We start from the raw sequence: 25,006 nt of genomic DNA, 5'->3' as shown, positions 1-25,006 counted from the left end.
AAATTATCTTTCAAAACTCCTAAAGGAGTTTTTTCATTAATTTTAAATTTTTAATTATTCATTTTTAATTGGCTAACAGCTCCTTCTCTTAATTAATTTTCACACTCTAAGTTTGCAACTGTACATGAAGTTTTGCAAGCTGATTGACATGAGTTAGCACATTCTTTACAGCCTGGCTTAACTAAGCTGTTTTTAATGTTAGTCTTGTTGATTGTCTTAATATGCTTCATAATAATATCTCCCCTATATTACAAATTCTTTCCGATTATATCACAAAATATCGAATTTTTAAAGACAATATTTCCTTTATTCTTTATATTTTATACTATTATTTTAATTGTTTAAATATTCTTCAAACCTTCTTATATTATCTTTCTTTCCTATAACTACAATTAAGTCATTTTCCCTTAAAATATACTCCGGATCAACTTCAATCATAGTTTCTTCATCTCTCTCTACAGCTATTATATTTAAATTAAACTCATTTCTAATTTTAGATTTTAATATACTTTTACCATCTATTCTATTGGTTGCTCTTAATTCTTCTATATGAATATCATTATTTAATTCTATAAATTCTAAGGCTTCTTCATTAAGTAATCTATTTGCAATTCTTATGGCCATATCATTTTCAGGATAAACTATTTCTGCTCCTATCTTCTTTAATACAAGTCCTTGCTCGTAAGTATTAGCTTTAGAAATAACCCTCTTAACTCCCATATTAATTACGTTTAGAGTAGTTAATATACTTACATCAATCTTTTCTCCAATACATACAAACACTGTCCCACAATTTTGTATCCCTGTTTCTAATAGAGTTTCTTTATTTAAATTAGTCACAACAAAAGCATTTTCTGTATATGATCTAATTTGCTTTACTTTATTTTCATCACTATCTAATACTACAACATCTTTTCCTGCTTCAATTAAAGTTTTAGCTAAGGCAAATCCAAATCTACCTATTCCTATAATTCCAAATTCTACTGCTGGTTTAAGATTAAACATAATATTTCCCCCTATCCTATAATTACTGCTTCTTCTGAATAAGAAGCACCTTGAGTTTGTTTAAAGGACCAAATAGTTGCCATAGTCATAGGTCCAAGTCTACCGATAAACATTATTACAGATAAAATTATCTTACTAGGATCAGTTAAATCTGGTGTTATTCCAGTAGATAATCCAACTGTACCAAAGGCACTAGTAGTTTCAAATAATAATTGCATAAATGAGTAATTTGGCTCTAAAACACTTAACATAAATGTACCCATGCAAACTACTAATAAAGCCAAAATTATTAAATTAAAAGCCTTAATTATTGTATTAGCAGGTATTTTTCTCTTAAAAGCAGTACAGTACTTATTAGTTGCTGTGCTATAAATACTTCTAAATAGAGTAAACATTGTAGTAGTCTTTATACCCCCACCTGTAGATCCAGGTGAAGCACCAATAAACATTAAAATTGTTAAAGTAAATAATCCTGCATTTGTAAAGTTACTTAATGGATAAGTACTAAATCCTGCTGTTCTTGCTGAAGTACTAAAGAAAAAGGCTCCAAGCCATGAAATATCTTCAGTTGCCTTTAAGAATACAGTTCCAACTATAAGTAAGAAGGCAGTCATTACAATAACTACTTTAGTATGTAAACTAAATTTACTAAACTTTTTATACACTATTATTTCTCTAATTACTAAAAATCCTAATCCACCAAATATAATAAGTCCACAAGTTGTGAGGTTTAACAATATATTACTTTGGTACGGTATTAAATTCTGAAGGCCTCCTAATATATCAAAACCTGAATTATTAAAGGCTGCTACCGAATGGAAAACACTAATTCCTAAAGCATCCAGTGGACTGTAGTCTTTTGAAAAGACTATATAGCTTAATATAGTACCTACTAATTCAAAGCTTAAGGTCATAATTAATACTGCTTTAACTAACCTAACTAAACCTTGCATTGTATCTAAGTTCATGGATTCTTTTATAAGCATTCTTTCCTTAATACCTACTTTTTTACCCATAAGTAATATGACCCCAACGCCGACTGAAGTTACTCCAAGTCCTCCAATTTGAATTAAAAGAGCTACTACAGTTCGTCCAAAAACAGTAAAAGTATCTGCTGTATCAACTGCTATTAATCCAGTAACACAAACTGCACTAGTTGAAGTAAATAAAGCATCTACAAAGGTGACAGTTTGTCCATCTCTTATTGAAATAGGTAATTTCAATAAGAGTGCTCCAATCAAAATAACTGAAAAAAACCCTAAAACAATAATTCTACCAGGGCTTATTTTCTTTAATGCTCCCATAATAAAGATCTCCTTCATAATATAAGTAATATTCTATGTCGTATCCATTTTATCAATTTATGCTTAATTATATATTCCTAAAATTTTACTGTCAATTTCTTTATTTTTACCGAAATTCTCTTAATTTAGCCCTGAAATGTAAATAAATCAAATTAGTTTTCATTTAATTATAAAACATCACAAATACAAGGATTTTCAATTAACATTTAGTAATTAATAATCAATAGTTAAGGTGAAAATTTAGACAATTTAAATTTTTGAAATAAATCATTCATTTCTATAATTCTCATTACTTCCCACAAAATTTAAACAAGTTAAATTTTTATATTAAAGCTTTCTTATTCTCAATTTTATGCGTTATTTTAAAGCTTTAACCCTAATAAAAAAGACCGCAGAGATTTAAATTAAAATAAATCTCTACAGTCTCTATACTCTAAAAAAACATATTACAAATTAATATTATAATCAAAAATGAAATTAAAAACTCTTTAATTCAGTGATTTTGGACAAATCACATCCTCAATTATTCATTGTTAATTATTAATTATCAATTGACCTTATTCTTCCCATCCTTCAGGGAACTCAGCATTATGGTAAACTTCTTGAACGTCATCATCATCTTCAAGTAAGTCTAACATCTTTTGGAACTTCTTAGCATCATCTTCATTTAGTTCAGTATAAGTATCTGGTATCATCTTGACTGCTGCTTCTAAGAACTCTAATCCTTCTGCTTCTAAAGCTTCTCTTACTGTACCAAAATCTTCTGGTGTAGTAGTTATTATAAATACTTCTTCTTCAGCTGCAAAGTCTTCAGCTCCAGCATCTAAAGCAAGCATCATTAATTCATCTTCATCTTTATCTTCTTTTTCTATTACTATTTCGCCTTTTTCTTGGAACATAAAGCTAACGCAACCTGTTGCTCCCATGTTTCCGCCACCTTTAGTGAAGGCACTTCTTACATTTCCAGCTGATCTATTTTTATTATCTGTTAAAGTTTCAACTATAACTGCAACTCCTGATGGACCGTAACCTTCATATACTATACTTTCATAATTTACAGCTGAAAGTTCTCCTGACGCTTTCTTTATAGATCTTGTTATTGTATCATTAGGCATATTTGCAGCCTTTGCTTTAGCTATTACATCTCTTAATTTCGGATTTGTGTCGGGAACAGGGCCTCCATTTTTAACTGCTATTACTATTTCTTTACCTAACTTCGTAAAGATTTTTCCTCTTTTTGCATCTGCTTTTCCTTTTTTATTTTGAATATTATGCCACTTTGAATGTCCTGACATTTTGATTCCTCCCAACATTAATCTAAAATTATTAACACAGTGGAATTATATCATAATTATTTTTTTATGACAAATATTCTAAATAAGACTACCCTTCAAGCTAGGGGGGATATACAATCCACTTGAAGGGTAGTTAATCTATCTAATTAAATCAATATGCTTATTATTCATAAATCTTTGAATATCTTCTACTCCAAGTAATGGACTATCTCCATATGTAGTATGAGCTAATACCCCACTGCAAGTAGCAAATTCTATTATTTCTTTTTTATCAAAATTATGCAATATTCCATGTATTGCTCCTGCTGCAAAGCCATCTCCCGCACCAACTCTATCATAAATGGTTAATTCATATTCATTACTTATAATAAAGTCATGGTCATCTAATAAATATCCCTGAAGAAACTGTTTTTTATCTTTATTTCTTCTTTTTGTTCCAAATATAATATCTATATTATATTTCTTCCTCATAGAGTTTAATATAAATTTTGTTTTATCATTTTCTTTTAAATCCTCTGGTGCCTTTATTCCTAATAGTAATTCACCATCCTTTTCTCCTGCAAAAACTATATCGCTTAATCTCAATATCTTTTCATACTCTTCTCTTGCTATCTCCTTATCTTTTTCCTTCCAAAGAGATACCCTAAAATTACAATCAAATATTACTTTTAATTTTTTTTCTTTTGCTTTTTTTGCAAAAGTATATACTAAATTTCTTACATTTTCATTCATTGACAATGCAATGCCACATAAATGCAAACAGGATTTTCCTTCTAGCAGATTTTCAATTTCATAATCTTCAATAGTACTCTTTGCAAAGGAACTATCTTTTCTATTCATATAGGTTACTCTTGATGCTCTGTCTCCTATACCCATCTCTAAGAAATAGATTCCTAAGTAATCATTTTTAAATAATATACAATCATCTCTAATACCTAATTTCCTTAAATTAGCTGCAGCTGCATATCCAACATTATTATCTGGAAGAGTTGTTGCTAAATATACATTATTACCCATCTGATATAGTCCTGATAGTATGTTAACTCCTGTTCCTGTATATAGAAAATTTAATGATTCACTTTGAGTTAATAGTTTATAGTCTGGAGGCATAAGCCTCATCATCACTTCACCAAAAGCTAAAATATCCATTTTATCCCCCTACCATATTATTAAACTAACTTTTTCATTATAGATAAAAGCTTCTTAACATCTTCTACTTTAGTATCTCCTGTTTCTTTATTGACAATTGATGTATAAACGTGAGGTACTACTTTCTTCACGCCCTCATCTAGCGCTATTTTTACTATTTCCTCAAAATTAGATAAATCTATTCCTCCTGTTGGCTCCATAATAAAATCTAATTCTGCACAGGCTTTACATACCTCTTTATATTCATCTTTTGTTTTTAATCCACCCATCGGGAAAAACTTAACTGAGCTACATCCCATATCTTTAAGCATTTGAATAGCAGTTCTAACTGGTATTATTCCATCTTCAGCCTTAGAGCTTAAGGGACCTGTAGATACTTTTACAAATCCAACTTTACCACTTGGTGATATTAATCCATTAACTAATGTTTCACTTTGTCCAAGTAGCCCTCTAGTATATCCAATTCCAGTGAACACTTGATTTACATGTTGTGGTTGAACTTCTTTTGATATTTCAGCAACCATCTTCCATTGATTAGGATCTCCAGCTCCTAGTCCTACTGAAATAGAATTATTTATTTCTTTACTATAAATTTTCATATCTTCTACTGCTTCTTCTACAGTATTATAATTTTTTGATAAAAGTCCTGCTAAAACATGACCTTCAGCTGCTTTATAAACTTCTCTAGCATTTTCTATAGAGTTTACTAAAACATTTAAACATATTTTGTCCTTATAAAAATTTGCTTTTAAACTCATAACAACATCCCCTAAACCTTTAGTATTTCTTTTATTTTTGTTAGTATAATATTTAACTCATCATCACTAACGTCTCTTATATCTATTTCTATTTTCCCTAAACTTGCTTTATAATCTCTTGTGTATATTTTTATTTCTCCACTTTTAAGTCTTTTGATAATATCAACTGCTGAAATTTTAGTTATATTTTCATCAAAGAAAATTTCACTTCTTAATATAGCTCTTCCAGCTTCATCTCTTTTATTTACAGCTTGTACTCCATTTATTTTATTTAATTCTAGGTTAAAGTTATTTAATCTTTCTTCTTGTTCCATAATAGAGAGTTTATTTTTATTTATATATATTTCAATTGCTTTAGTTAGTCCAAGTATATTTTCTTTTCCAATTTTCATTACTCTTCCTATACCATTACCTTGAAGTTTTAAATTATTTATAAACTCTCTTTTTCCTATTACTATTCCTGATGTTGGTCCTTCTAAAGCTTTAGTTCCACTATAAATAACTGCATCAGCCCCTAGATTATAATACTTTATTAAATCTTCTTCTGCTGCTGCATCTACAATTACTGGAAGGTTATATTTTTTACCTATTTCAATATAATCATCTATATCTAAAATTCCTTTTTGGACACAATGGTGAGACTTAATATAAATTAAAGCTGCAGTATTGTCATTTATTAATGCCTCTACATCTTTAATTTCACATTTATTACTATAGCCAGCCTCTTTTATCCTTCCACCACCCATACTTATTGGTATATCTATAGCTGTTCCGTAATTAATAATGTGTCCTTTTGGGATAATAATTTCTCTTTTATTATTATCTTCATTATATAAATTCATAATTAAACTGTAATCCTCTTTAGAAATAGCAGCAGCTATACATTGAGCTATACCACTTGATGCACTTGATACTATATAAGAAGCTTCAACATTTAATATCCTACTTATATATTCTCCAGTCTTATCTAAAAGGTCCTTTACTTCATAAAAGTTACTTGCTCCTTCTTTCATATAAGATAGCACATCAGAATTTACCCTTGAACCTCCTAATATAGTCATCTTACCTGAGGCATTAATAACTTTCTTCACATTAAATTTTTCATAAATATTATCGCTCATACTTACTCCTTGTCTATTTCAATATACTCTCCTTTTAAAATTACAGCTAAAGGCTTAAAATGCTCTAAGGCAACCTTCTTATTTCCATTTGAATCAACAAGTTCCTTTTCTCCTTTAACTATATCAAAGATAGTTATATCTGAAATAAATCCCTCTTTTAATTCTCCAAATCCTTTAAGACCTAATATTTCAGCCGGATTTTTAGTAACCATTTTTATAACTTCTTCTTTTTCATAACCTATGGTTAAGGCTTTTGTCATAGTGGTTGCTAAATCGAATACTGGTCCATGTAACCTATTTCTTTGGTAAATATCTGTACTTATGCTATGGCACTTAATTCCATTATACTTTGCCACTTCAGCAACCTTAAAATTAAAACTATCTTTTCCATGAGCTATATCAAAATATACACCTTTTTCATAGGCCTTAATTGCTTCTTCTTTTATAAAATTTTCATCTTTTAGTATTCCATTTGCTTTACCATTAAAAATATGACTCACTATATTTCCTTCTTTAAGTTCATCTAATATTTCCTTTAAAATTGGAGGCTCCGATCCTATATGAACCATTAATGGTAGTCCAGTTTCTTCACTTGCCTTCTTAGCTATTTTTAAAGGAATAAGTCCATTATTACCAACAACAGTTTTACTAATCCTAGCTTTTACTCCAACTATAAATTCTTTATACTTTTCTACTGCATTCATTAATAAATCTACTTTTAAATTATCTAAATTTGATAGCTCATCTTGACTTTTAATCCCTTGTCTTGCAATATTTATAAAGGCAAAAACCCTAGTTTTAACACACTTACTTTGTTTATAAAATTCTTCTATTGTATCAGCTCCTGCCGTTCCTGCATCAACAACTACAGTAACACCTTTTTTATATCCAATTTCATCAGCATCATCAGAATATAGCTTAAATTTGTTAAAACAATGAGTATGCATATCTATCCATCCAGATGAAATGTATTTTTCTCCTTTTAAATCAATAACTTTTTTGCCTTCTAAGTCTTCTATATTTTCACTTACTCTTAGAATCTTGTCCTCTTCTATTTCTATATCTATTAGATTTCCATCAATTAATCTTCCATTTTTTATTAATACCTTCATGACTATTTCCTCTTATATTCTACTATTTTAAACTTGCTCCAAGGATTAATAAAATCTAATAACACTAATTCCTCTTCTCTTATTCTTCCGACTTTATTCTTCCTTTTATCTTCTGAATCCAATAGAGCTATTTGAAGCTCCCCTTTGTACTTTCCAAAGTTATTATTTCCAATTAATATATCACCTTTTTTAAAGCTTATATCATTATTATGAATTTCCACATTATCTTTACTATACTTATTCCTAACCTCAGTACTTCTTACAACTTCGTGTGTAATGTCCCCTCTTCTATAATGTTGTTCATTTAAGATAATTTTTCTTTCAACCTCAGTTGTTTCTTCTAATATTTCAACAGATAATTCTATTTGATATCTATTTACCTTAGATAGTGCTTCTAATTCCTCTTCAGATGCATATGCATTCCCAATAATCACATCATCAATTAATTCTGTTGCAAATAAATGCTTAGCTTGTACATCTATAGGTAAGTTTCTATGTTCTTCTAATGTACATAATCCATCATTTATATCCCAAGGTCCAATCTTACCTTCCTTAGAAGTTATAAACGCAGCTGTTCTTAACCCATATTTTTTAAATCTTTCTGAACACTTAATGAAAAAATCATAAGGAAGCCCTGTCCCCTTTTGAGGATAGAAATTATGACATCCATATATAAAAGGCTTATTAGGTTTATAGGTAATAATATTATCTATATAAGCTACATCATTACTCATATTTATTTCTATTCTCAAGTTATAAGGATTAAATGATATCTTTGCTTCCTTAGAACCATCAAAACCTACATCTAATCTAATACCAAAAGCACCTAAATCATTAAAAAAGCTTAAATCATCATAAGATATAGAATATTTATCAAAAATATTCGGTGCTATATCTAAAATGACTTCAAATCCTCTCTCATTTGCATAAGTAATAATTTCCTTAAATGTTCTTTTCACCTCTTCAATTGATTTATTTGCTGAAAGTAAACACATAAATATTCTTTTAAAACCATATTTTTTTGCTAAATCAATATATTTCTTATCCTCTTCTATAATAGAATGTTCTGGATATATTGATATTCCTAATCTTCTTTCCATCTTAATCCTCCAATACTGCCTTTGGTCTATGTCTAAAATAGACTATAATAAAACATCCTTCCACAATACTTCCATAAATTAATAAGTAAAATCCAAATTCAAATAACACTGCTATAGTCAGTAAAGCAAATGTATATAAAAAGCTATAGACAATTACTTTCCCTAACTTAAACTTAGGTGGACTCTTTTTGAACTTTCTTTCTAATAATATATTTGTTACAAAAAAAGTAATTATCATAAATACAAAGGTAATTGTTCTAACCATATTTATTAGTGCTGCCTCACGAAGATTCCAAATTAAGAATTAAAAGTTAAAAATGAAAAATTATCGATGTAATTCTTACAGAATTACTAAAATTAATTTCTTTTTAAAACTCCCTCGGGAGTTTTTTCATTAATTTTTCATTATACATTCTTAATTTTTCATTCTGCGACAGCACCTCCCTCCTTTATTTAATTTCTTCTACTTCATGCAATGATTCCTTAGATAATTGTTGCTTTTCAAACATCTTAAAGAATGGATAATATATTAGTAATGCAATAATAAAGTTAATTACCACCAATACTCCTGCCATTATGCTCCAATTGGTACTCATAACTGCTGCAATTGGTGATGGCATGGTAAATGGTAATCTTGCCATCATAAGTGGAATAACTCCCGTTACAATTAAAAAGTAGGACAAAGTAGTTACTACTAATGGAGCTACAATAAATGGAATTGCAAGTACAGGATTCATTACTATTGGTGCTCCAAATATTATTGGTTCGTTTATATTAAATAAGCCTGGTAATAATGATAATCTTCCTAAGCTCTTTAAATACTTAGATCTTGATGTCAGGAATAAGAAAACTAAAGCTAAGGTAGTTCCAGCTCCTCCAATCCATACAAACCATTGTAAGAATTGTTCAGTGAATATATTAGGTAGGCTAGATGCAACAACTCCATTTGTAAACTCTGTCATATTTTCTGCAATAGATACGTCCCATATTGGCCTTATAACAGGTCCCATAATGGCTGGTCCATGAATACCAAGCACCCAGAAAAACGTTATCAAAAATACTGTTAGTAATCCACCAAATAGACTATTACCAGCTAGTACATCTTTTAAAGGCATAAGTAGCTTTGATAAAAGAGCACTTATATCGAAATTTAAGAAATGTCTTAAAACCCAAAATAAAACTATAATAACTAAGGCAGGTAATAAAGCTGCAAAGGAATTAGACACTTCTGGTGGCACTCCCTCTGGCATTTTAATAGTTATATTTTTTTGCTTCATTATCCTATATATTTCAATTGAAATTATTGAAGCAACTATTGCTCCAAATAAAGAACTAGAACTTAAGCTTGCGATATTTAAGTACCTTCCACTTGTTATAACACCCTCAACAGTTTGAGTAACTTGTACAGGTACTACTGTTGAAATTAAAAATCCTACAGTTGCAAGCAAACCGCCTCCAACCTCATCCAAGTCATAACTTTTAGCTAAGGCTGCACCCATACCATATGTGGCATATAAAGCTAATATACCAACGGTAAATCTAAACGGTACATCTATTATGGCCTTATACGGTTCTATAAACTCTGCATAACCTGTTATCGGTAGATTTAATAAAATAACAAAGAATGATCCTACGATGGTTAAAGGCAAAGTAGCTACTATTCCCTGCCTTATAGCTCTCATATGTCTTTGATTGCTCATTTTAAAAGCAACTGGCATTAGCTTGGCCTCAATCCAACCCATAAATTTTTCCATTTTCTCTACACCCCATTCATTTATTGAATAATTCCTTTTACGAATTCATTATAACATTATAATGTTTTGATGTAAACATTATAATGTTTATTTTTTCTAATTATTTTTTTAAATTTAACTCTATAAATAAGGACAAAAAAAAGAGCTCTATTTAAGCTCTTCTTTTACACTTTATAATTAATAACATATTTATGAATTCTTGTATTATAGTGAGCCAACGATACTTCTATAACATTATTATCAGCATCATAAGTTACTCTTCTTCTTCCAAGAGTTGGTCCATCTTCTAATTCTAATTCATTTAAAATATCAATGCTTGGATAATCAATATAAAACTCATCATGAAAATTATTTATATGAAATCCACTTCTATATAACTGCATATATATAGAAAAGTTATTTTCATCTTCTATTTTATCTAAAGCTAAGTTTTCTGGTAGAAAATGAGTAAAGTAAATATAAGGCTTCCCATCTAGATAATATATTCTAGTTACTTTCAAACAATTCTCACCAAAATAATTGTAAAGTTCATCTTGTGGAAGTAAGTTCATTTGTGTAAAGGTGGTTTTTTCCTTCCTTAGGGTATACCCTTCTTGATTTAATATATTTGAAAAGGAATCTCCCTTGGATAATTTATTAAAGATACTATTACTAATAACAGTGGTTCCTTTTCCACTTCTCTTAGTTACATAACCTTCCCCTTCAAGCAATTCTATTGCCTTTCTAACAGTAATCTTACTCACTCCGAATTCCTTTTCTAATTCAATTTCAGTTGGAATGAAGTCTCCTATTTTATAGTATCCATTTATGATCTTTTCCTTAATTACTTCCATTACTGTTATATATAATGTACTATTCTTACTCATTACTCCTCCTCCACTTTATATTGCTTTATAAAGTCTATTTTCTTCTTTAAAGTAAATATCCTCATCTTCTTTTTTAATCGCTATTTTACCGCTTGAAGCTTCTATTATTTCCTTTTCTATTTCTTCTGATATAGAATTCTCAGCAATGCTACTTAAAACTACTTTATCCGTATATTCTATATCTTCAATATGCCAGTTTCTTTCATTAAATATATATTGTATCTTGCCTAGCATATCGTATTCCATAGTAAATATAAGCTTTACTCCTCTGACTTTTTCTACTACTTTAGCTGCTTTAATAGCAATTGATGCTCCTTTAGTGTAAGCTCTAGTTAGACCACCAGCACCTAATAAGATACCTCCATAATATCTAGTTACTACTATTGCACAATCAGTAACATTACTTTTCTTCATGACTTCCAATATAGGAATACCTGCAGTACCTTGTGGTTCTCCATCATCACTATATCTTTGAATACCCATATTTTCACCTATTACATAGGCATAACAATTATGAGTAGCTTGTTTATGCATAGTTTTTATTTCATTAATAAAAGCCTTTGCTTCCTCTTCACTTTCACATCTTTTAGCATAACCTATAAACTCAGACTTTTTCTCAATAAATCTATCTTCACCATAATTTCTTACTGTAGTATAACTCAAGATAGTTCCTCCTTGATAATTTCAAATCCTCTAATTATTTTTTCCTCACTAGTTTGTGAAAAGCTAATTCTAAAATTATAATCTCCACTAACTGAATCCTTAAAGAATATAGCACCAGGAGTTATATAAACCCCTCTCTTTTTAAGCTTATAAAATAATTCCTTAGAATTAATATTTTTATTCTTTATTTCTAAATAAAAATATAATCCTCCTTTTGGATCAATATAGTTAATCTTATCCTTTAACTCTTTTTCAATTAAGCTTTTCATTAAATTATATTTCTTAATATATTCTGCCTTTTGAAAATCTATATTTTTCTTCCAATAACCTTTACTAATGTATAATTCAAGTGCTCTCTGCATTAAGCTTGAAGTTGTGATATCCGTATTAATCTTAGATCTTTGAATACTTTCATTAAATGATGTTGGTGTAATCATATATCCAAGTCTAATTCCTGGTAGAAATACTTTCGAGAAACTTTTTAAATATATTACTCTATCGTATCTATCTAATTTTTTAAAAGGTTCATGTACAATATTATTATCATAAATAAGTTCAGATAAATAATCATCTTCAATAATATAAAAATCATACTTTTTAGCTAGCTCTAATATCTTTAACTTCTTTTCTCTGCTATAACTAACCCCAGTCGGATTATGGAAATAGCTCATAGTAAAGAAACAACTTATTTTATTCTTCTTAAGAATTTCTTCAAAGGCTACTATATCTACTCCATCAATCTCTAGATCCACTTCAAAAATATTAGCTCTTCTCCACTTAAATACAGAAATAGCTCCTCCATAAGTAGGCTTTTCTACTATTACATTATCATTTATATTTACTATAGCTTTAGATGCAATATCTATACCCTGTTGAGCTCCAGATACAATAAGAATATTGCTTAAATCTAGTTCATCCTTCCAAAAAGATTTATTAATTGTTTCTCTTAAATTATCATAACCTAAAGCTTCCTTAGCTATTAATGCATTAGCACCATCTCTATCTAAGACTTCATTTAAAACATCTTTAAATTCTTTAACAGGGAAATAAACTTCTGAGTTAGTCTCACCTGTAAAATCAATAACCTCTTCCAATCTTTTTAGAGATAAATTTTTAATTATTTTTGAATACTCTCTGTTAAATAAAGAAATAACTTCTTTTCTCTTTGCATATGTTCCTGAACCAACTTTTTGATATGCATATCCATCAGACTTAAGCTTTTTATAAGCATTTACTATTGTAACCTTGTTTACTCCCAAAATCTCTGTTAACGCTCTTATAGTTGGAAGTTTCTCGCCATCTTTTATTTTCTTGCCATCTATCAACTTTTTTATATAATTAGCGATTTGAACATATTTAGGAATTTCCTCTTCAAAGATTATATTATAAAGATCTTTCATAATTCCCCCAAAAATAATTATTCTTTATATTTATATACATTTTCCATTGACAATAAAATGCCCTTAGCATCTCTAAACTCTCTTTTTTCTTTAATTAAAATATTATTTTTATTTAATACCTTTAAAATTTCTTCAGTTTTTATCTTAAAATTTTCAAAGTAACTATTATTATCAATTTCAAAAGCACTTAGCGCCTTATGCTCATTTTTAATAAAATCTATCATTTCTTTAGCAGCCTTTGTAATATTATACTCTATATAATCTTCCATATAATTCAATAAGGATTTCATACTATTCTCAGTAGCTTCTTTATACAAAAGATTCTGGACTCTAATATTTAAATCATCATTTAAATTACACGCCATACTTAAAGAATCTTTAGTAACTGTATATCCATTTATGCTTAAATAAAGCATTGAAAAGTTATTTAAAGCTCTAATTAATAATTCATGAGCTGTGTTTCTATTTCCTTTACTTAAGTACTTTTTACATATTCCAACTTCTTTATAAAAGCTTCCTAAGTAAACTAAATTCCATCTTCCTTTATCTTCATCTATCATATATAGTACTTGTTGGTTTAATTCATTTATCTCACTATCTATTGAGTATATTAGCTTAGAAGACATTAAATAGTTTTTAATTAAATCTCTCTTGCCAGCAGACTTTAAATACTTCTTAAAACTATCCTTACTAAGGAACTTAATATGTATTGGTATATCTAAAACTTCTGAATAAATATCTCGTATCTTATCAAAATCATCTTTGTATATTACAAATAAATCTATATTTGATCCTTCCCATAAATCACCTGATACCATACTACCAAATACAAAAATTGAAATAACGTTAGGGTTTTTCTTTAAAATTTCTGTTATTTCTAAATATGCATTTTGGTATTCTGCTACTGATTTTGCCATTACTCATCCCCCTTATAATAAATTGTATATAATTCAATAATATTTTTACATTTTATTAAGTTAATTCGTATCTAAAATATTTCAATTATGTAATTACATAATTACTTAATAATGTAGATTGTTTATTGAAACATATGTATTATTACAATTTATTATATAAAAAAACTGCAACAAAGTCTAACCTTCATTGCAGCGTTTCTTGCACCTTTTATCTATAATAATATATTAATTACAAAATCCTTTGATTTATTATAGCTTTCATCATCTACTTCAACTAACATGTAACTACCATTATCTCTATATTCCTCTTCTAAAACTCTTCCATTTCTATGAAGATATGAATTTATATCACTTCTATCATAAGGAATTAAATATTCACATTTTTTCATTTTATAAGGTAGTTTTTCTTCAATTAAGGATAATAACCCATCAATGTTTAATCCTTCTTTAGCAGAAATTTCTATAGTTTCATATTCCTTAGTAGCTTCTTTTATTGCATTTAAATTCTCTTTAGAGGCCATATCTATTTTATTTAAAACTAAAATAGTATCTTTATCGTTGGCACCTAATTCATTAAGTACATCTTCTACAGCCTCAATTTGTTCTAAAGCACTATCAGAAGATGCATCTACAACGTGGCAAAGCAAATCTGAATATATTACTTCTTCTAAAGTAGACTTAAAGGCTTCTACTAAATCATGTGGTAGCTTCCTAACAAACCCTACTGTATCTGTTATAGTTACAACTCCCTTATTTTTTAAGATAATAGATCTAGTAGTAATATCTAATGTAGCAAATAGCATATCAGCTTCAAAGACTTTTTCTTTACCTTGAACTTCTTTTTGAGCTGCAACATCACATAACTTATTTCTAAGAGTTGACTTACCTGCATTAGTATAACCTACTAAAGAAACCTTAGGAATACTTTCTTTATTTCTTTTCTCCCTTTGTACTTCTCTAGTTTTCTTAATTTTCTTTAATTCATCATTCAAATCATAAATAGTTTCTCTTATATGTCTTCTATCAGTTTCTAACTTCTTTTCTCCAGGACCTTTAGTACCTATTCCTCCACCTGTTCTTGAAAGCATAGTACCTAAGCCTTGTAATCTACTCATTCTATATTTTAGCTGAGCTAATTCTACCTGTATTTTAGATTCCTTACTTCTTGCTCTTCTTGCAAATATCTCTAGTATTAATGTAGTTCTATCTATAACTTTTGCTCCTAAAGCTGCTTCTAAATTTCTAACTTGTGAACCAGAAAGTTCATCATCAAATATTATTAAATTAGCATGCTTGCTTTGTCTTAAAGATGCTATTTCAAAAACCTTACCCTTACCTATATAAAAAGCTGGATCAACTTTACTTCTACTTTGATAAACTAAATCTAATACTGGAATATCACAAGCTTTAGTAAGTTCTCTTAATTCCTCTAGGCTTTCTTTAGTATCAGAGCCAACTAAAATAGCCTTTTCTCCTTGCTCTTCAGTTATTTCTTTTTCTTTTATTAATCCTTCAATATGTTGAATCTTATCTAAAATATTTATAGATAATAATTCATCTAATGATAAGTTTAATTTTTCTTCATAATCTAATAAATCATCAGTAATTGTTATCATACCAAGAGAATAATCGGTTATCTTACCATCATAAACTCCAATTGCTACAATAGCATCTAGTTTAAGTTTTAATAATGCTGATAAATCTAACGCAGATAAATTAGAATATCCATTTGGATGAGTATGTATTACTCTAACACCAGATAATCTTCTTTCTCTAATATCTATCATTCCTATTTCAACAGAAGTTGAATCTCCTATTGTAACTGAAACAACCTTTCCTCTTCTATCTATAGCAACGCTAATTTCCCTTTCAATAAAAGATGAAAGTCTTGATATAGTTTCAATTATATCGTTGCTACAAACTTCATCTTTTAATACCTTTGCTCTATATAAGCCTTCAAGTTCTTCTAAGAAAGCTTTTTTTACTCCATCAATATTACCAAATATCATATATATCACCCTACTTTATAACATATTAGGTCTGTCACATAAAAAGTAATAATTAGAAATTGAAAAATATATTCTTTAAACTCATTTATGAGTTTTTTCATTAATTTTTAATTCTTAATTTTTAATTCTTAATTGTGCGACAGCACTCTATACTTTGTATTAATTATGTTTATATTATAAGTTATTGTCAAGTATTTATCCCATAACATCTATCCTGCTAGATTAAATATCGAGTCGTCCTCATTAAAAGTATTAACATTAAATAAAAAAAGTACTTCTTCTATATCATTGTTCTTTAAAAACTCTGAAACAGAATCTTTATAATATCTTAAATCCATAAGAAAAATATCTCCATAATTTTCAGTTAAAAATGGAACAAAGTTATTTGCATATGAATCTTTAATTATCAATATTTTCTTGTCTATATTTTTATCTGATTCTATTTCTATAAGCGGATGATTTCCATCAAGAAATACCTGATATTTATCTTTAGTATGAAGTTTTTCACTATTAAATAAGCTTGTTTCCTTTTTCTGTTCTGTAACATAATTAACTAATAGATTTTCATTATTAGGAATATATAATTTTAACTTATCTTTATTTACCCCATATAGTCCAACCTTTGAGGATAGACTACCATAAAAATCCTTAGATGCTACTATGCTCTGAAAATCTTCTTTATCAGTGGCTTCTATTCCTGCTTCTTCACAAAAAGCCTTATATCCTATATATGCTCCGTCTACTGTCCAGTGATGATCTGTTTTGAAGTAAATATATTCATCTTTATATTCTTTAAGCTTATCATATACTTTAATAAATTTAATATCTTCTGATATATTACTCTCTACTTGCTTAATATATTCAATCTCATCATCAACAGGTGAATACTTTGGTAGCTTATCATCTAAAATACTTGTGGCAGTAGGTACTAACATGAAGTTAATCTTTAGATTGCTATTAGATTCCTTAAATTCATTAATTACATTTACTTTATTAAGTAAATCATCATTTGAAGCTATTTTAAAATCCTCTAATAATTGATTATCTTTACCTATATATACATTATTTATTTTATTTTTTCCTAGCATTAATTCAATTCTTGATTTAAATGAAATAAAGTTTGTCCTAAAGAAAAATTGGTCTGCAACATAACTATTTAAGTTTTCAGTATAATCTTCTGATAGAATTTTAGGTCTACTTTGCAAATTCCTATTCTCGATCTCTGAAAACTCTTTATCTGATTTAATAAAATTTGCTATCACAAAAAATACTAATGTTACTATAAAGATACAAGATAATAATAAGAAATATCTTTCATTAAACTTTATAATATTTCTAGTAACAAATTTATTATTTTTCCTTTTAAAATTTTTCATATGTATTCACCTTACTTCTAAAATCTAAAGTATAAAAATGGATTGTAAGTTTCTGATACTAAATAAGCTATACTTACTATAAATATACTAAATTCTATAAATACTGTTAGCATCAAATCATTTCTATTAAAAACCTTCTTAATTTTTTCAATAGTCTTTTTTAAAATATCTGTAGATACCACTATAGAAATTATTATTAATATTATATTGGTATTAAATAAATATAATCCTAATCTATCAAAAGCAATATTCCCAGATCCAAACATCACTTTTATATAATCAATTGCTGATCTTATATTATTAGCATCGAAGAATACCCACCCTATTATAACAATTATCATAGTATATAAATGACATATAAATTTAGGTAACTTATTTAATATATGCTTTAAATAAACTTTTTCAAAATATAATATAAATCCAAAATAAAAACCCCAAATAATAAAATTCCAACTTGCCCCATGCCACAATCCAGTTGTTAGCCATACAATAATAATATTTCTAAATTGAATTAGAGGTCCTCTCCTATTTCCTCCTAATGGTATATATAAATATTCCTTGAACCAGCTACCAAGGGATATATGCCATCTTCTCCAAAATTCAGTTATGCTTTTTGACATATACGGATAGTTAAAGTTTTCTAAGAAATTGAAACCAAACATTTTTCCAAGGCCAATAGCCATATCAGAATAACCACTAAAATCAAAATATATCTGAAGCGTGAATGCTACAATACCTATCCATGCCGTTAACAAAGATAACTCATTAATATTTATAGCCTTTACTTCCATCCAAATGCTCCCTAAATTATTAGCTATTATAACCTTCTTTGCTAAACCTAAAATAAACCGTTCAACACCTTGTCCAAATATGTTTATTGTTATTTTTCTATCTTCTATTTCTCTTTCTATATCCGAATACTTTACAATAGGCCCTGCTACTAGTTGTGGAAACATCAGTACATATAAAGAAAAATTTATTATATTTCTTTGAGGTACTACCTTTCCTCTATAAACATCCACTATATAGGAGATTAATTGAAAAGTATAAAATGATATTCCTAATGGCAGAGAAATTTCTCTTATTTTTAAATTAATATTAAAAATTATATTTATATTTTCTATTAAAAAAGAATAATATTTGAAAAATACTAGTACAGTTATGTTAATTAATATAATAGTAAAAAGAATCAACTTTTTCTTTTCAATATTACGTCTATTTTTATAAATTAGTATTGATAAAATATAATTTATTATCATACTAACAATTATTAAAAAAATATACCTTGGTTCGCCTAATGTATAAAATATGATACTAAAAATTAATAATATTATATTCTTATATTTATAAGGTGAAATATAATAAAATAATAATACTATAGGTAAGAATACAAAAATGAAAGCTAAACTACTAAAAACCATATCTTATTACCTCGTTTTTTACTTTATCTAAAATTTTCATTTATAATTTTTTCTATTTTTTTATTATCTTCATTAACTATAAATATTAAATTAGAGCCCTTAGTCTCAAAAACACTATTTTCTAAAAGTGAATAAGCATCAGCATTATAGTCTTTAAAGCTACTTTTTTTATTCTCTATAACTTTATTTATATTTTCCTTATTAATTTTTAGTAAATCTTCATTTTTAAAGTCTACAACTAAAATTTCCTTCGGATTCATATTGCTATTCGATCTGAAAAAAATAAAATCATTTATATCATTTCTAGATATACCATATATTTTTCTTAAATCTTCTATTGTACCTTCTTTATAATCTTCATTTATAAATTCATTAATATCCTCACTTAGAGTTGTTATATTCAAATCTTTCTCTTTTAAAAATGGATAGGCTAAAATAAAAATTAATATTACTAATAATACTTCTATAATATAAATTCTTGAATATTTAACTCTTTTCATTTATCTTATTCTCCTCTCAAAATGCTTTCCTTTAACGTCTCTAACCAAATATTATAAAACTCATATTTAAAATGAATTCCATCTCCTTCATATATATCTTCTCTATTACAAATCTTAGAATTTACATCTACATATGTTACATTTGTTTGATCACAAACATCCTTAATAATATTTCTAAATTCAGAAATATTTTCATTAGTTAATCTATAGTTAGTCTTTATAGCATCCTCTGTTACATTAGTAGGGGAAATTACATATATACTTATATTAGGTAATTCACTTTTAATACTATTAATTAAACTTATATATTTTTCTCTAAAGATATTTTTCGTCAAATTTTCATTTGAATCATCAAACTCTATTACATCATTCATACCATAAAAAAGAACTACATTATCAGGATTTATTTGTTTAATCTTCTCTATTTTGTTAATTGCATCCTTAACATTATCTCCTTTTTCTGATACAACATTGTACACATTAACAAATTCATAATCTATTAATCCTTCTGTTATAGAATCACCTAAAAACAAAGTATCTTTATAAAATTGAAAAAAACTAACATCTTCAGAAGACAGTATTATTTCTTCCTTTTTATATTTTTCTTTTTCTAATGCAATATTATTTTTTATCACTTCTATATCTTTGTTTTCATTTTTCTTTAGAACCTCTATGGCTTTATTAATTCTTTTATCATCCTTAATCATAATAGGACTAAAAAATATTCCTCGTAAACTTATAAAAATTAATATTACGCTTGCTAAAATTAATATCCATTTTTTCATATGTAAACACCTCAAATCATTCCTAAATAAAATTATAGTTTCATTTATCCTTTATGAGTTACAAAATTATTACATAGCAAATACATAATTGTTACATTTATTTTAAATATTTAATTGATATGAATATTTCACAATCAAAATAAAGTTGCAAATATAATAAAAATATGTAATATTAAATTTATAATAAATTTAATTAAACACAAATGTATAAGCTTTTTCCATCATATTTTTAGGAGGATTAATCTAATGGATGACAAAAAAAGAAACATTCTTTTCACTGAAACTGAAATAAAAAATAGAATTGAAGAACTTGGAAAAGTAATATCAGAAGATTATAAGGATAAAAATCTTTATGTACTTCCTTTATTAAGAGGAAGCTTTATATTCGGAGCTGATATCTTTAGAGCTATAGATTTAAAGGCTAAGGTTGGATTTATGACAACTTCAAGTTATGGTCACGGAGAAGAAAGTACTGGTGAAGTTAAGGTTGTTAATGATATCCCTGATAATATTGAAGGCTTTGATGTACTTATAGTTGACGATATAATAGATACTGGATATACTATGGAATTTGTAATTAACTACGTTAAAAGCCGTGGTGCTAAATCTGTTAAGACTTGCACACTTTTAGATAAACCATCTAGAAGAAAAGTAGAATTAAAGCCAGACTATTGTTGCTTTGAAATTGAAGACTTATTTGTAGTAGGATATGGACTTGATTATGAAAGCTACTACAGAAATGTTCCATACGTATTTAACTGGGAAAACAACTAGAACGTGCTGTGGCGCAATGAAGAATTAAAGAAGAGGCTCCTTATGGAGTTTTAAAAATATCATTAAAAAGGGCTGTTATAAAAAACAGCCCTTTTTAATTAATACTCCAATTGCCAAAACTCCCTAAGGAGTTTTTCCGCCATTCTACATTCTACATTCTAAATTATACATTATACATTGTTATATCTAGTTTTTATTTAAATCTATTGCTGTAGTTGGTGTTTTACCCACAATTATAGTTTCTGAAATTGGAATTTGTGAAGCAACTTCTACTTCTACACTGTTTAAAGGAACTATAACCTTCATTTTCATGTTTACATTTAAATATATTTTATGTCTAGTCTGATTTATTCCAGCACTCTCAAATATCGATTCATAACTACTAGAAATATTACCTATTTGAGTCATTTTCACACTTACATCTGGTCCTAAATTATAAAACACTAAGTTTTTTGTCATATACCCTAAAGGTACCTTAAGTCCAATTTCTTCAAGCTTATCTATTTTTTCATTTGCTTCTAATACTAGCTTAGATGATAAATAATTTAATTTTACAGTATCTGCTCTAAGCATAGTAATATTACCCTCATTATCTTTCTCAGTAATTATCATATCTGAATAATTAAATTCTTTAGAATAAATCTCTAAAGCTGTTTCATTAATAATTTCTGTGGCTTCTCTTTTAAGCCTCTCTTCACCAATAGATAAAACTGCTGGTAAAATATTTTTATCAAATAGGTACAATATGGAATTAACCAAGGCGAATATGGCAATAATAACCAATATAATCTTGGGGTGTTTGATTTTATATCGTATTTTAGGTTTTTTTGTATAATAGTTCATAGGCACCTTCTAGAGTTATTATTTTACTCTTTATATAAATATGCTATAATATACTATATTATTTATTTTAAACTATTAAATAATTATGATTATAAGGGAGGAACAAATGGCTAATAAAGAAACTTCTAGATCAGAAAAAAGCCAAGCTAATGTTAAGAAAAAAACAAACAATAGCAAAAGAAATAAAAAGAATAAAAAAGATAAAAATCAACCGAAATATAAAAAAATATTGAAAGGAACATTACTTGGAATACTAATCGCTGGTCTTTTATGCTTTGTTGTGGGACTTGGCTATATATTTGCAATTATTAAAAGCACTGACCCATTAGATGTTAATGCAGTATTGAATTTAAACGAGCCTTCAATGCTATATGATAGCGAAGGAAACTATATAGACAATTTACCTACTGAAGAAGAAAGATATAAAATTACACTAGATGAAATGTCACCATACTTAAAAGATGCTTATGTCTCAATTGAAGATGAGCGTTTTTATAAACATAGTGGTGTAGATTTTAAAAGAACTATTGGTTCTGCCATAAGCTCTGCAATCTATTATGTAACAGGTAAGGGAAATATCCAAGGTGGTTCTACTCTAACTCAACAATTAATTAAGAACACATTACTTACTAATGATGTAAAGATAGAAAGAAAAGTTAGGGAAATCTATCTTTCTTTAAGTCTTGAAAAAAAATTAAGTAAGGATCAAATATTAGAAGCCTACTTAAATACTATTCCCCTAGGAGGAAATGTTTATGGTGTAGAAGCTGCTGCTAAGTATTACTTTGATAAAAGTGCAAAAGATTTAACTTTAGCTGAATCAGCATTTATTGCAGGGTTAACTCAAGCACCTTCAGCTTATAGTCCATATCATCCTGATAATATAAAAGATCCTACAGTTTACTTAGATAGAACTAAAACTGTTCTTATGAAAATGCTAGAACTAGGTAAAATAAGCCAAGAAGAATATGATGAAGCTTATGCTTTTACTGATGCCAATAGCTTTGCATTTTCTCAAACTGTAATTACTTACAAGATAAACTATGAATGGTTTGTATATCCTGCAATAGACCAAGTAAGAAGAGATTTAAAGGAAACATATAAATATACAGATGAAGAAGTAGATAGATTATTCTCAAATGGTGGTCTTAAGATTTATACTACTATGGATAGAGCTATGCAAGATTCTACACAAGCAGTATTAGATGATAGAAATAGTATTAAACAACTTGATATATACGCAAACCCAGAAGTTACAGATGACACAGGAACTCTAAAATTACAAGCATCAGCAGTTATTGTTGATTATAGAACTGGTCAAGTTAAGGCCTTAGTTGGTGGTAGAGGTGATCAGCCTGCAAGATCTACTAATAGAGCTTATGATGCTTTAAGATCTATAGGTTCAACTACTAAACCATTATCAGTTTATGGACCTGCTATAGATGCTAAAGCTATTACTGCTGGTACTGTATTTGATGATGCATCATTACCTGATTCAATTAAGGCTAAATATCCAGGATGGAATCCTCAAAACTGGGACTTTAAATCTGATGGATATATTACTGCTAGACAATCCCTTGCTTTATCTAAAAACGTGCCAACAATTATGGTTGAAGATAGATTAGGTGTTGAAACTGGATTATCCTACGCTGAAAAACTAGGGTTAATTTATGGTCCAGACTCAAGGACATTATCTGTATTATCACTTGGTGAATTTACTGGTGAAAACTCAGATGGTTCTTACGATGGTGGAAATACATTTATACTAGCATCTGCCTTTGGTACTTTTGGAAATAATGGTGTTCGTATTGAACCTACTTTATATACTAAAGTTGTAGATGCAAATGGGAAAATAATATTAGAAGCTAAACCTAACCAAGAGCAAATTTTTTCTCCTCAAACAGCTTATATTATGAGAGATTTGCTTAAAGGTCCTTTAACTTTTGATGGTGCTTTAGCAAAACTCCCTAATATGCCTGTAATAGGTAAAACAGGAACTACTAACTCTGTTACTGACTTCTTATTTGCTGGACTTACACCTTATTATTCAGGTGCTGTTTGGATTGGATATGATGATCATAGCAAGATGGGAGGAGCAAGTTATAGCTCATCTGCAGCTTCATTATGGGGAGCTATGATGGCACCAATCCACGCTAACTTAGAATATAAAGAATTTGATGGAAATCCAGGTGGAGTTACAAATGTTTCAATTTGTAAAGATTCTGGCAAGAGAGCAACTGACCTTTGTTCAAGGGACCAAAGAGGCTCTAGAGTTTATACAGAAATGTTTATTTCTGGCACAGAGCCTTCTGGCGTATGTGATATTCACGTAACTGCTAAGGTAAATAAAAACAACAATAAGTTAGCTACAGAAAATACTCCTAAAAATCTCATTGAAGAACGAGTATTTATAAAAAAGGATAATGCATCTAAAAATACAGCTGATTCTAAGTACGTTGTTCCTACTGAAAAGGATGATAGTAAACCACAAGTAACTGTTGAAGAATTTAAATTATCTGATTTAGGTATAAACATAGGTAGCGATGCTGATGCAGCGGTAAGTATTTTAAAATCTAAGGGCATTACAGCAACTATTAAGAATAATGAATCTAAGAATAGAAAAATAAAATCCCTTTCAGCTCAAAAAGCCAAGAAAGGTGATACTATAATTATAGAGCTTGAATCTGGTGATGAAGGCAACTCTAACAATGAAAATAACAATGAGAATAATAATAACAATAATGAAAATGCACCTAATACTTAGTAATATAAAATAATATTAAAAGATAAAACAAGGATGAATATAATATATTCATCCTTGTTTTTTATCATTTTATTATTGAATCTTATAAAT

Annotated in this window: 23 protein-coding genes; 2 read left to right on the top strand and 21 right to left on the bottom strand. The window is 28.0% G+C overall.

Annotated elements, in window-relative coordinates; genetic code table 11:
• Positions 1–92: 92 nt before the first annotated feature.
• From scfA to GPX08_RS05450, 20 genes are all read right to left on the bottom strand, one after another.
• On the bottom strand, positions 93–230 hold the full coding sequence (gene scfA / locus GPX08_RS05545) for a six-cysteine peptide SCIFF (RefSeq protein ID WP_016208429.1): 138 nt from the start codon (positions 228–230) through the stop codon (positions 93–95).
• A 103-nt stretch (positions 231–333) separates the two neighbouring features.
• Complete coding sequence (locus GPX08_RS05540; protein ID WP_156625845.1) at positions 334–1,005, bottom strand: TrkA family potassium uptake protein; 672 nt, start codon at positions 1,003–1,005, stop codon at positions 334–336.
• 11 nt (positions 1,006–1,016) lie between these two features.
• Positions 1,017–2,309: a H(+)-transporting ATPase gene (locus GPX08_RS05535; RefSeq protein WP_156625844.1), complete on the bottom strand. Its 1,293-nt coding sequence runs from the start codon at positions 2,307–2,309 to the stop codon at positions 1,017–1,019.
• A gap of 557 nt (positions 2,310–2,866) precedes the next feature.
• Entirely contained in the window at positions 2,867–3,604 is a 738-nt protein-coding gene (locus GPX08_RS05530; RefSeq protein WP_156625843.1) for a YebC/PmpR family DNA-binding transcriptional regulator, read from the bottom strand.
• A 138-nt stretch (positions 3,605–3,742) separates the two neighbouring features.
• Entirely contained in the window at positions 3,743–4,753 is a 1,011-nt protein-coding gene (locus GPX08_RS05525; protein ID WP_156625842.1) for a sugar kinase, read from the bottom strand.
• 20 nt (positions 4,754–4,773) lie between these two features.
• On the bottom strand, positions 4,774–5,511 hold the full coding sequence (locus tag GPX08_RS05520; RefSeq protein WP_156625841.1) for an oxo-acid lyase: 738 nt from the start codon (positions 5,509–5,511) through the stop codon (positions 4,774–4,776).
• A gap of 11 nt (positions 5,512–5,522) precedes the next feature.
• Complete coding sequence (locus GPX08_RS05515) at positions 5,523–6,632, bottom strand: DgaE family pyridoxal phosphate-dependent ammonia lyase (protein WP_156625840.1); 1,110 nt, start codon at positions 6,630–6,632, stop codon at positions 5,523–5,525.
• A gap of 2 nt (positions 6,633–6,634) precedes the next feature.
• Positions 6,635–7,750 (bottom strand): amidohydrolase/deacetylase family metallohydrolase, encoded by a 1,116-nt coding sequence (locus tag GPX08_RS05510; protein WP_156625839.1) that lies wholly within the window; start codon positions 7,748–7,750, stop codon positions 6,635–6,637.
• Positions 7,747–8,844 carry a DUF871 family protein gene (locus GPX08_RS05505; RefSeq protein WP_156625838.1) on the bottom strand — a complete coding sequence of 366 codons (1,098 nt, stop codon included), beginning with the start codon at positions 8,842–8,844 and terminating at the stop codon, positions 7,747–7,749. The genes GPX08_RS05510 and GPX08_RS05505 overlap by 4 nt, the downstream gene beginning before the upstream one ends.
• A 1-nt stretch (position 8,845) precedes the next feature.
• A complete protein-coding gene (locus GPX08_RS05500; RefSeq protein WP_156625837.1) occupies positions 8,846–9,109 on the bottom strand; it encodes a hypothetical protein in 264 nt (87 codons plus the stop codon).
• A gap of 184 nt (positions 9,110–9,293) precedes the next feature.
• A complete protein-coding gene (locus GPX08_RS05495) occupies positions 9,294–10,598 on the bottom strand; it encodes a PTS sugar transporter subunit IIC (RefSeq protein WP_156625836.1) in 1,305 nt (434 codons plus the stop codon).
• Positions 10,599–10,762: 164 nt separating this feature from the next.
• A complete protein-coding gene (locus tag GPX08_RS05490) occupies positions 10,763–11,464 on the bottom strand; it encodes a GntR family transcriptional regulator (RefSeq protein WP_156625835.1) in 702 nt (233 codons plus the stop codon).
• Between the two features lie 15 nt (positions 11,465–11,479).
• Positions 11,480–12,127: a YigZ family protein gene (locus GPX08_RS05485; RefSeq protein ID WP_156625834.1), complete on the bottom strand. Its 648-nt coding sequence runs from the start codon at positions 12,125–12,127 to the stop codon at positions 11,480–11,482.
• On the bottom strand, positions 12,124–13,527 hold the full coding sequence (locus tag GPX08_RS05480) for an aminotransferase class I/II-fold pyridoxal phosphate-dependent enzyme (RefSeq protein ID WP_156625833.1): 1,404 nt from the start codon (positions 13,525–13,527) through the stop codon (positions 12,124–12,126). Before GPX08_RS05480 ends, GPX08_RS05485 begins: the two co-directional genes overlap by 4 nt.
• 17 nt (positions 13,528–13,544) lie before the next feature.
• Positions 13,545–14,444 carry a nucleotidyltransferase domain-containing protein gene (locus tag GPX08_RS05475; RefSeq protein ID WP_156625832.1) on the bottom strand — a complete coding sequence of 300 codons (900 nt, stop codon included), beginning with the start codon at positions 14,442–14,444 and terminating at the stop codon, positions 13,545–13,547.
• A gap of 212 nt (positions 14,445–14,656) precedes the next feature.
• Positions 14,657–16,453 (bottom strand): GTPase HflX, encoded by a 1,797-nt coding sequence (gene hflX, locus GPX08_RS05470; RefSeq protein WP_156625831.1) that lies wholly within the window; start codon positions 16,451–16,453, stop codon positions 14,657–14,659.
• 209 nt (positions 16,454–16,662) lie between these two features.
• Positions 16,663–17,829: a hypothetical protein gene (locus tag GPX08_RS05465; RefSeq protein WP_156625830.1), complete on the bottom strand. Its 1,167-nt coding sequence runs from the start codon at positions 17,827–17,829 to the stop codon at positions 16,663–16,665.
• Between the two features lie 17 nt (positions 17,830–17,846).
• A complete protein-coding gene (locus GPX08_RS05460) occupies positions 17,847–19,250 on the bottom strand; it encodes an MBOAT family protein (RefSeq protein ID WP_156625829.1) in 1,404 nt (467 codons plus the stop codon).
• Between the two features lie 23 nt (positions 19,251–19,273).
• Positions 19,274–19,750, bottom strand: coding sequence for a DUF4358 domain-containing protein (locus tag GPX08_RS05455; protein WP_156625828.1), 477 nt, complete (start codon positions 19,748–19,750; stop codon positions 19,274–19,276).
• A 5-nt stretch (positions 19,751–19,755) separates the two neighbouring features.
• Entirely contained in the window at positions 19,756–20,535 is a 780-nt protein-coding gene (locus GPX08_RS05450) for a hypothetical protein (RefSeq protein WP_156625827.1), read from the bottom strand.
• Positions 20,536–20,781: 246 nt separating this feature from the next.
• Between GPX08_RS05450 and hpt the strand changes: the two genes are divergently transcribed.
• Entirely contained in the window at positions 20,782–21,309 is a 528-nt protein-coding gene (gene hpt, locus GPX08_RS05445; RefSeq protein ID WP_156625826.1) for a hypoxanthine phosphoribosyltransferase, read from the top strand.
• 186 nt (positions 21,310–21,495) lie between these two features.
• Here the strand turns inward: hpt and yunB are convergent, their stop codons facing one another.
• Entirely contained in the window at positions 21,496–22,152 is a 657-nt protein-coding gene (gene yunB, locus GPX08_RS05440) for a sporulation protein YunB (protein WP_156625825.1), read from the bottom strand.
• 106 nt (positions 22,153–22,258) lie between these two features.
• Between yunB and GPX08_RS05435 the strand changes: the two genes are divergently transcribed.
• Complete coding sequence (locus GPX08_RS05435; RefSeq protein ID WP_156625824.1) at positions 22,259–24,916, top strand: peptidase; 2,658 nt, start codon at positions 22,259–22,261, stop codon at positions 24,914–24,916.
• Positions 24,917–25,006: the final 90 nt, after the last annotated feature.

The sequence above is a fragment of the Clostridium tertium genome (assembly GCF_902652255.1).
GTDB lineage: Bacteria > Bacillota > Clostridia > Clostridiales > Clostridiaceae > Clostridium > Clostridium tertium_A.
Note: the sequence above shows the minus strand (reverse complement) of the source record. Positions and strands in the feature narration are given on the sequence as shown.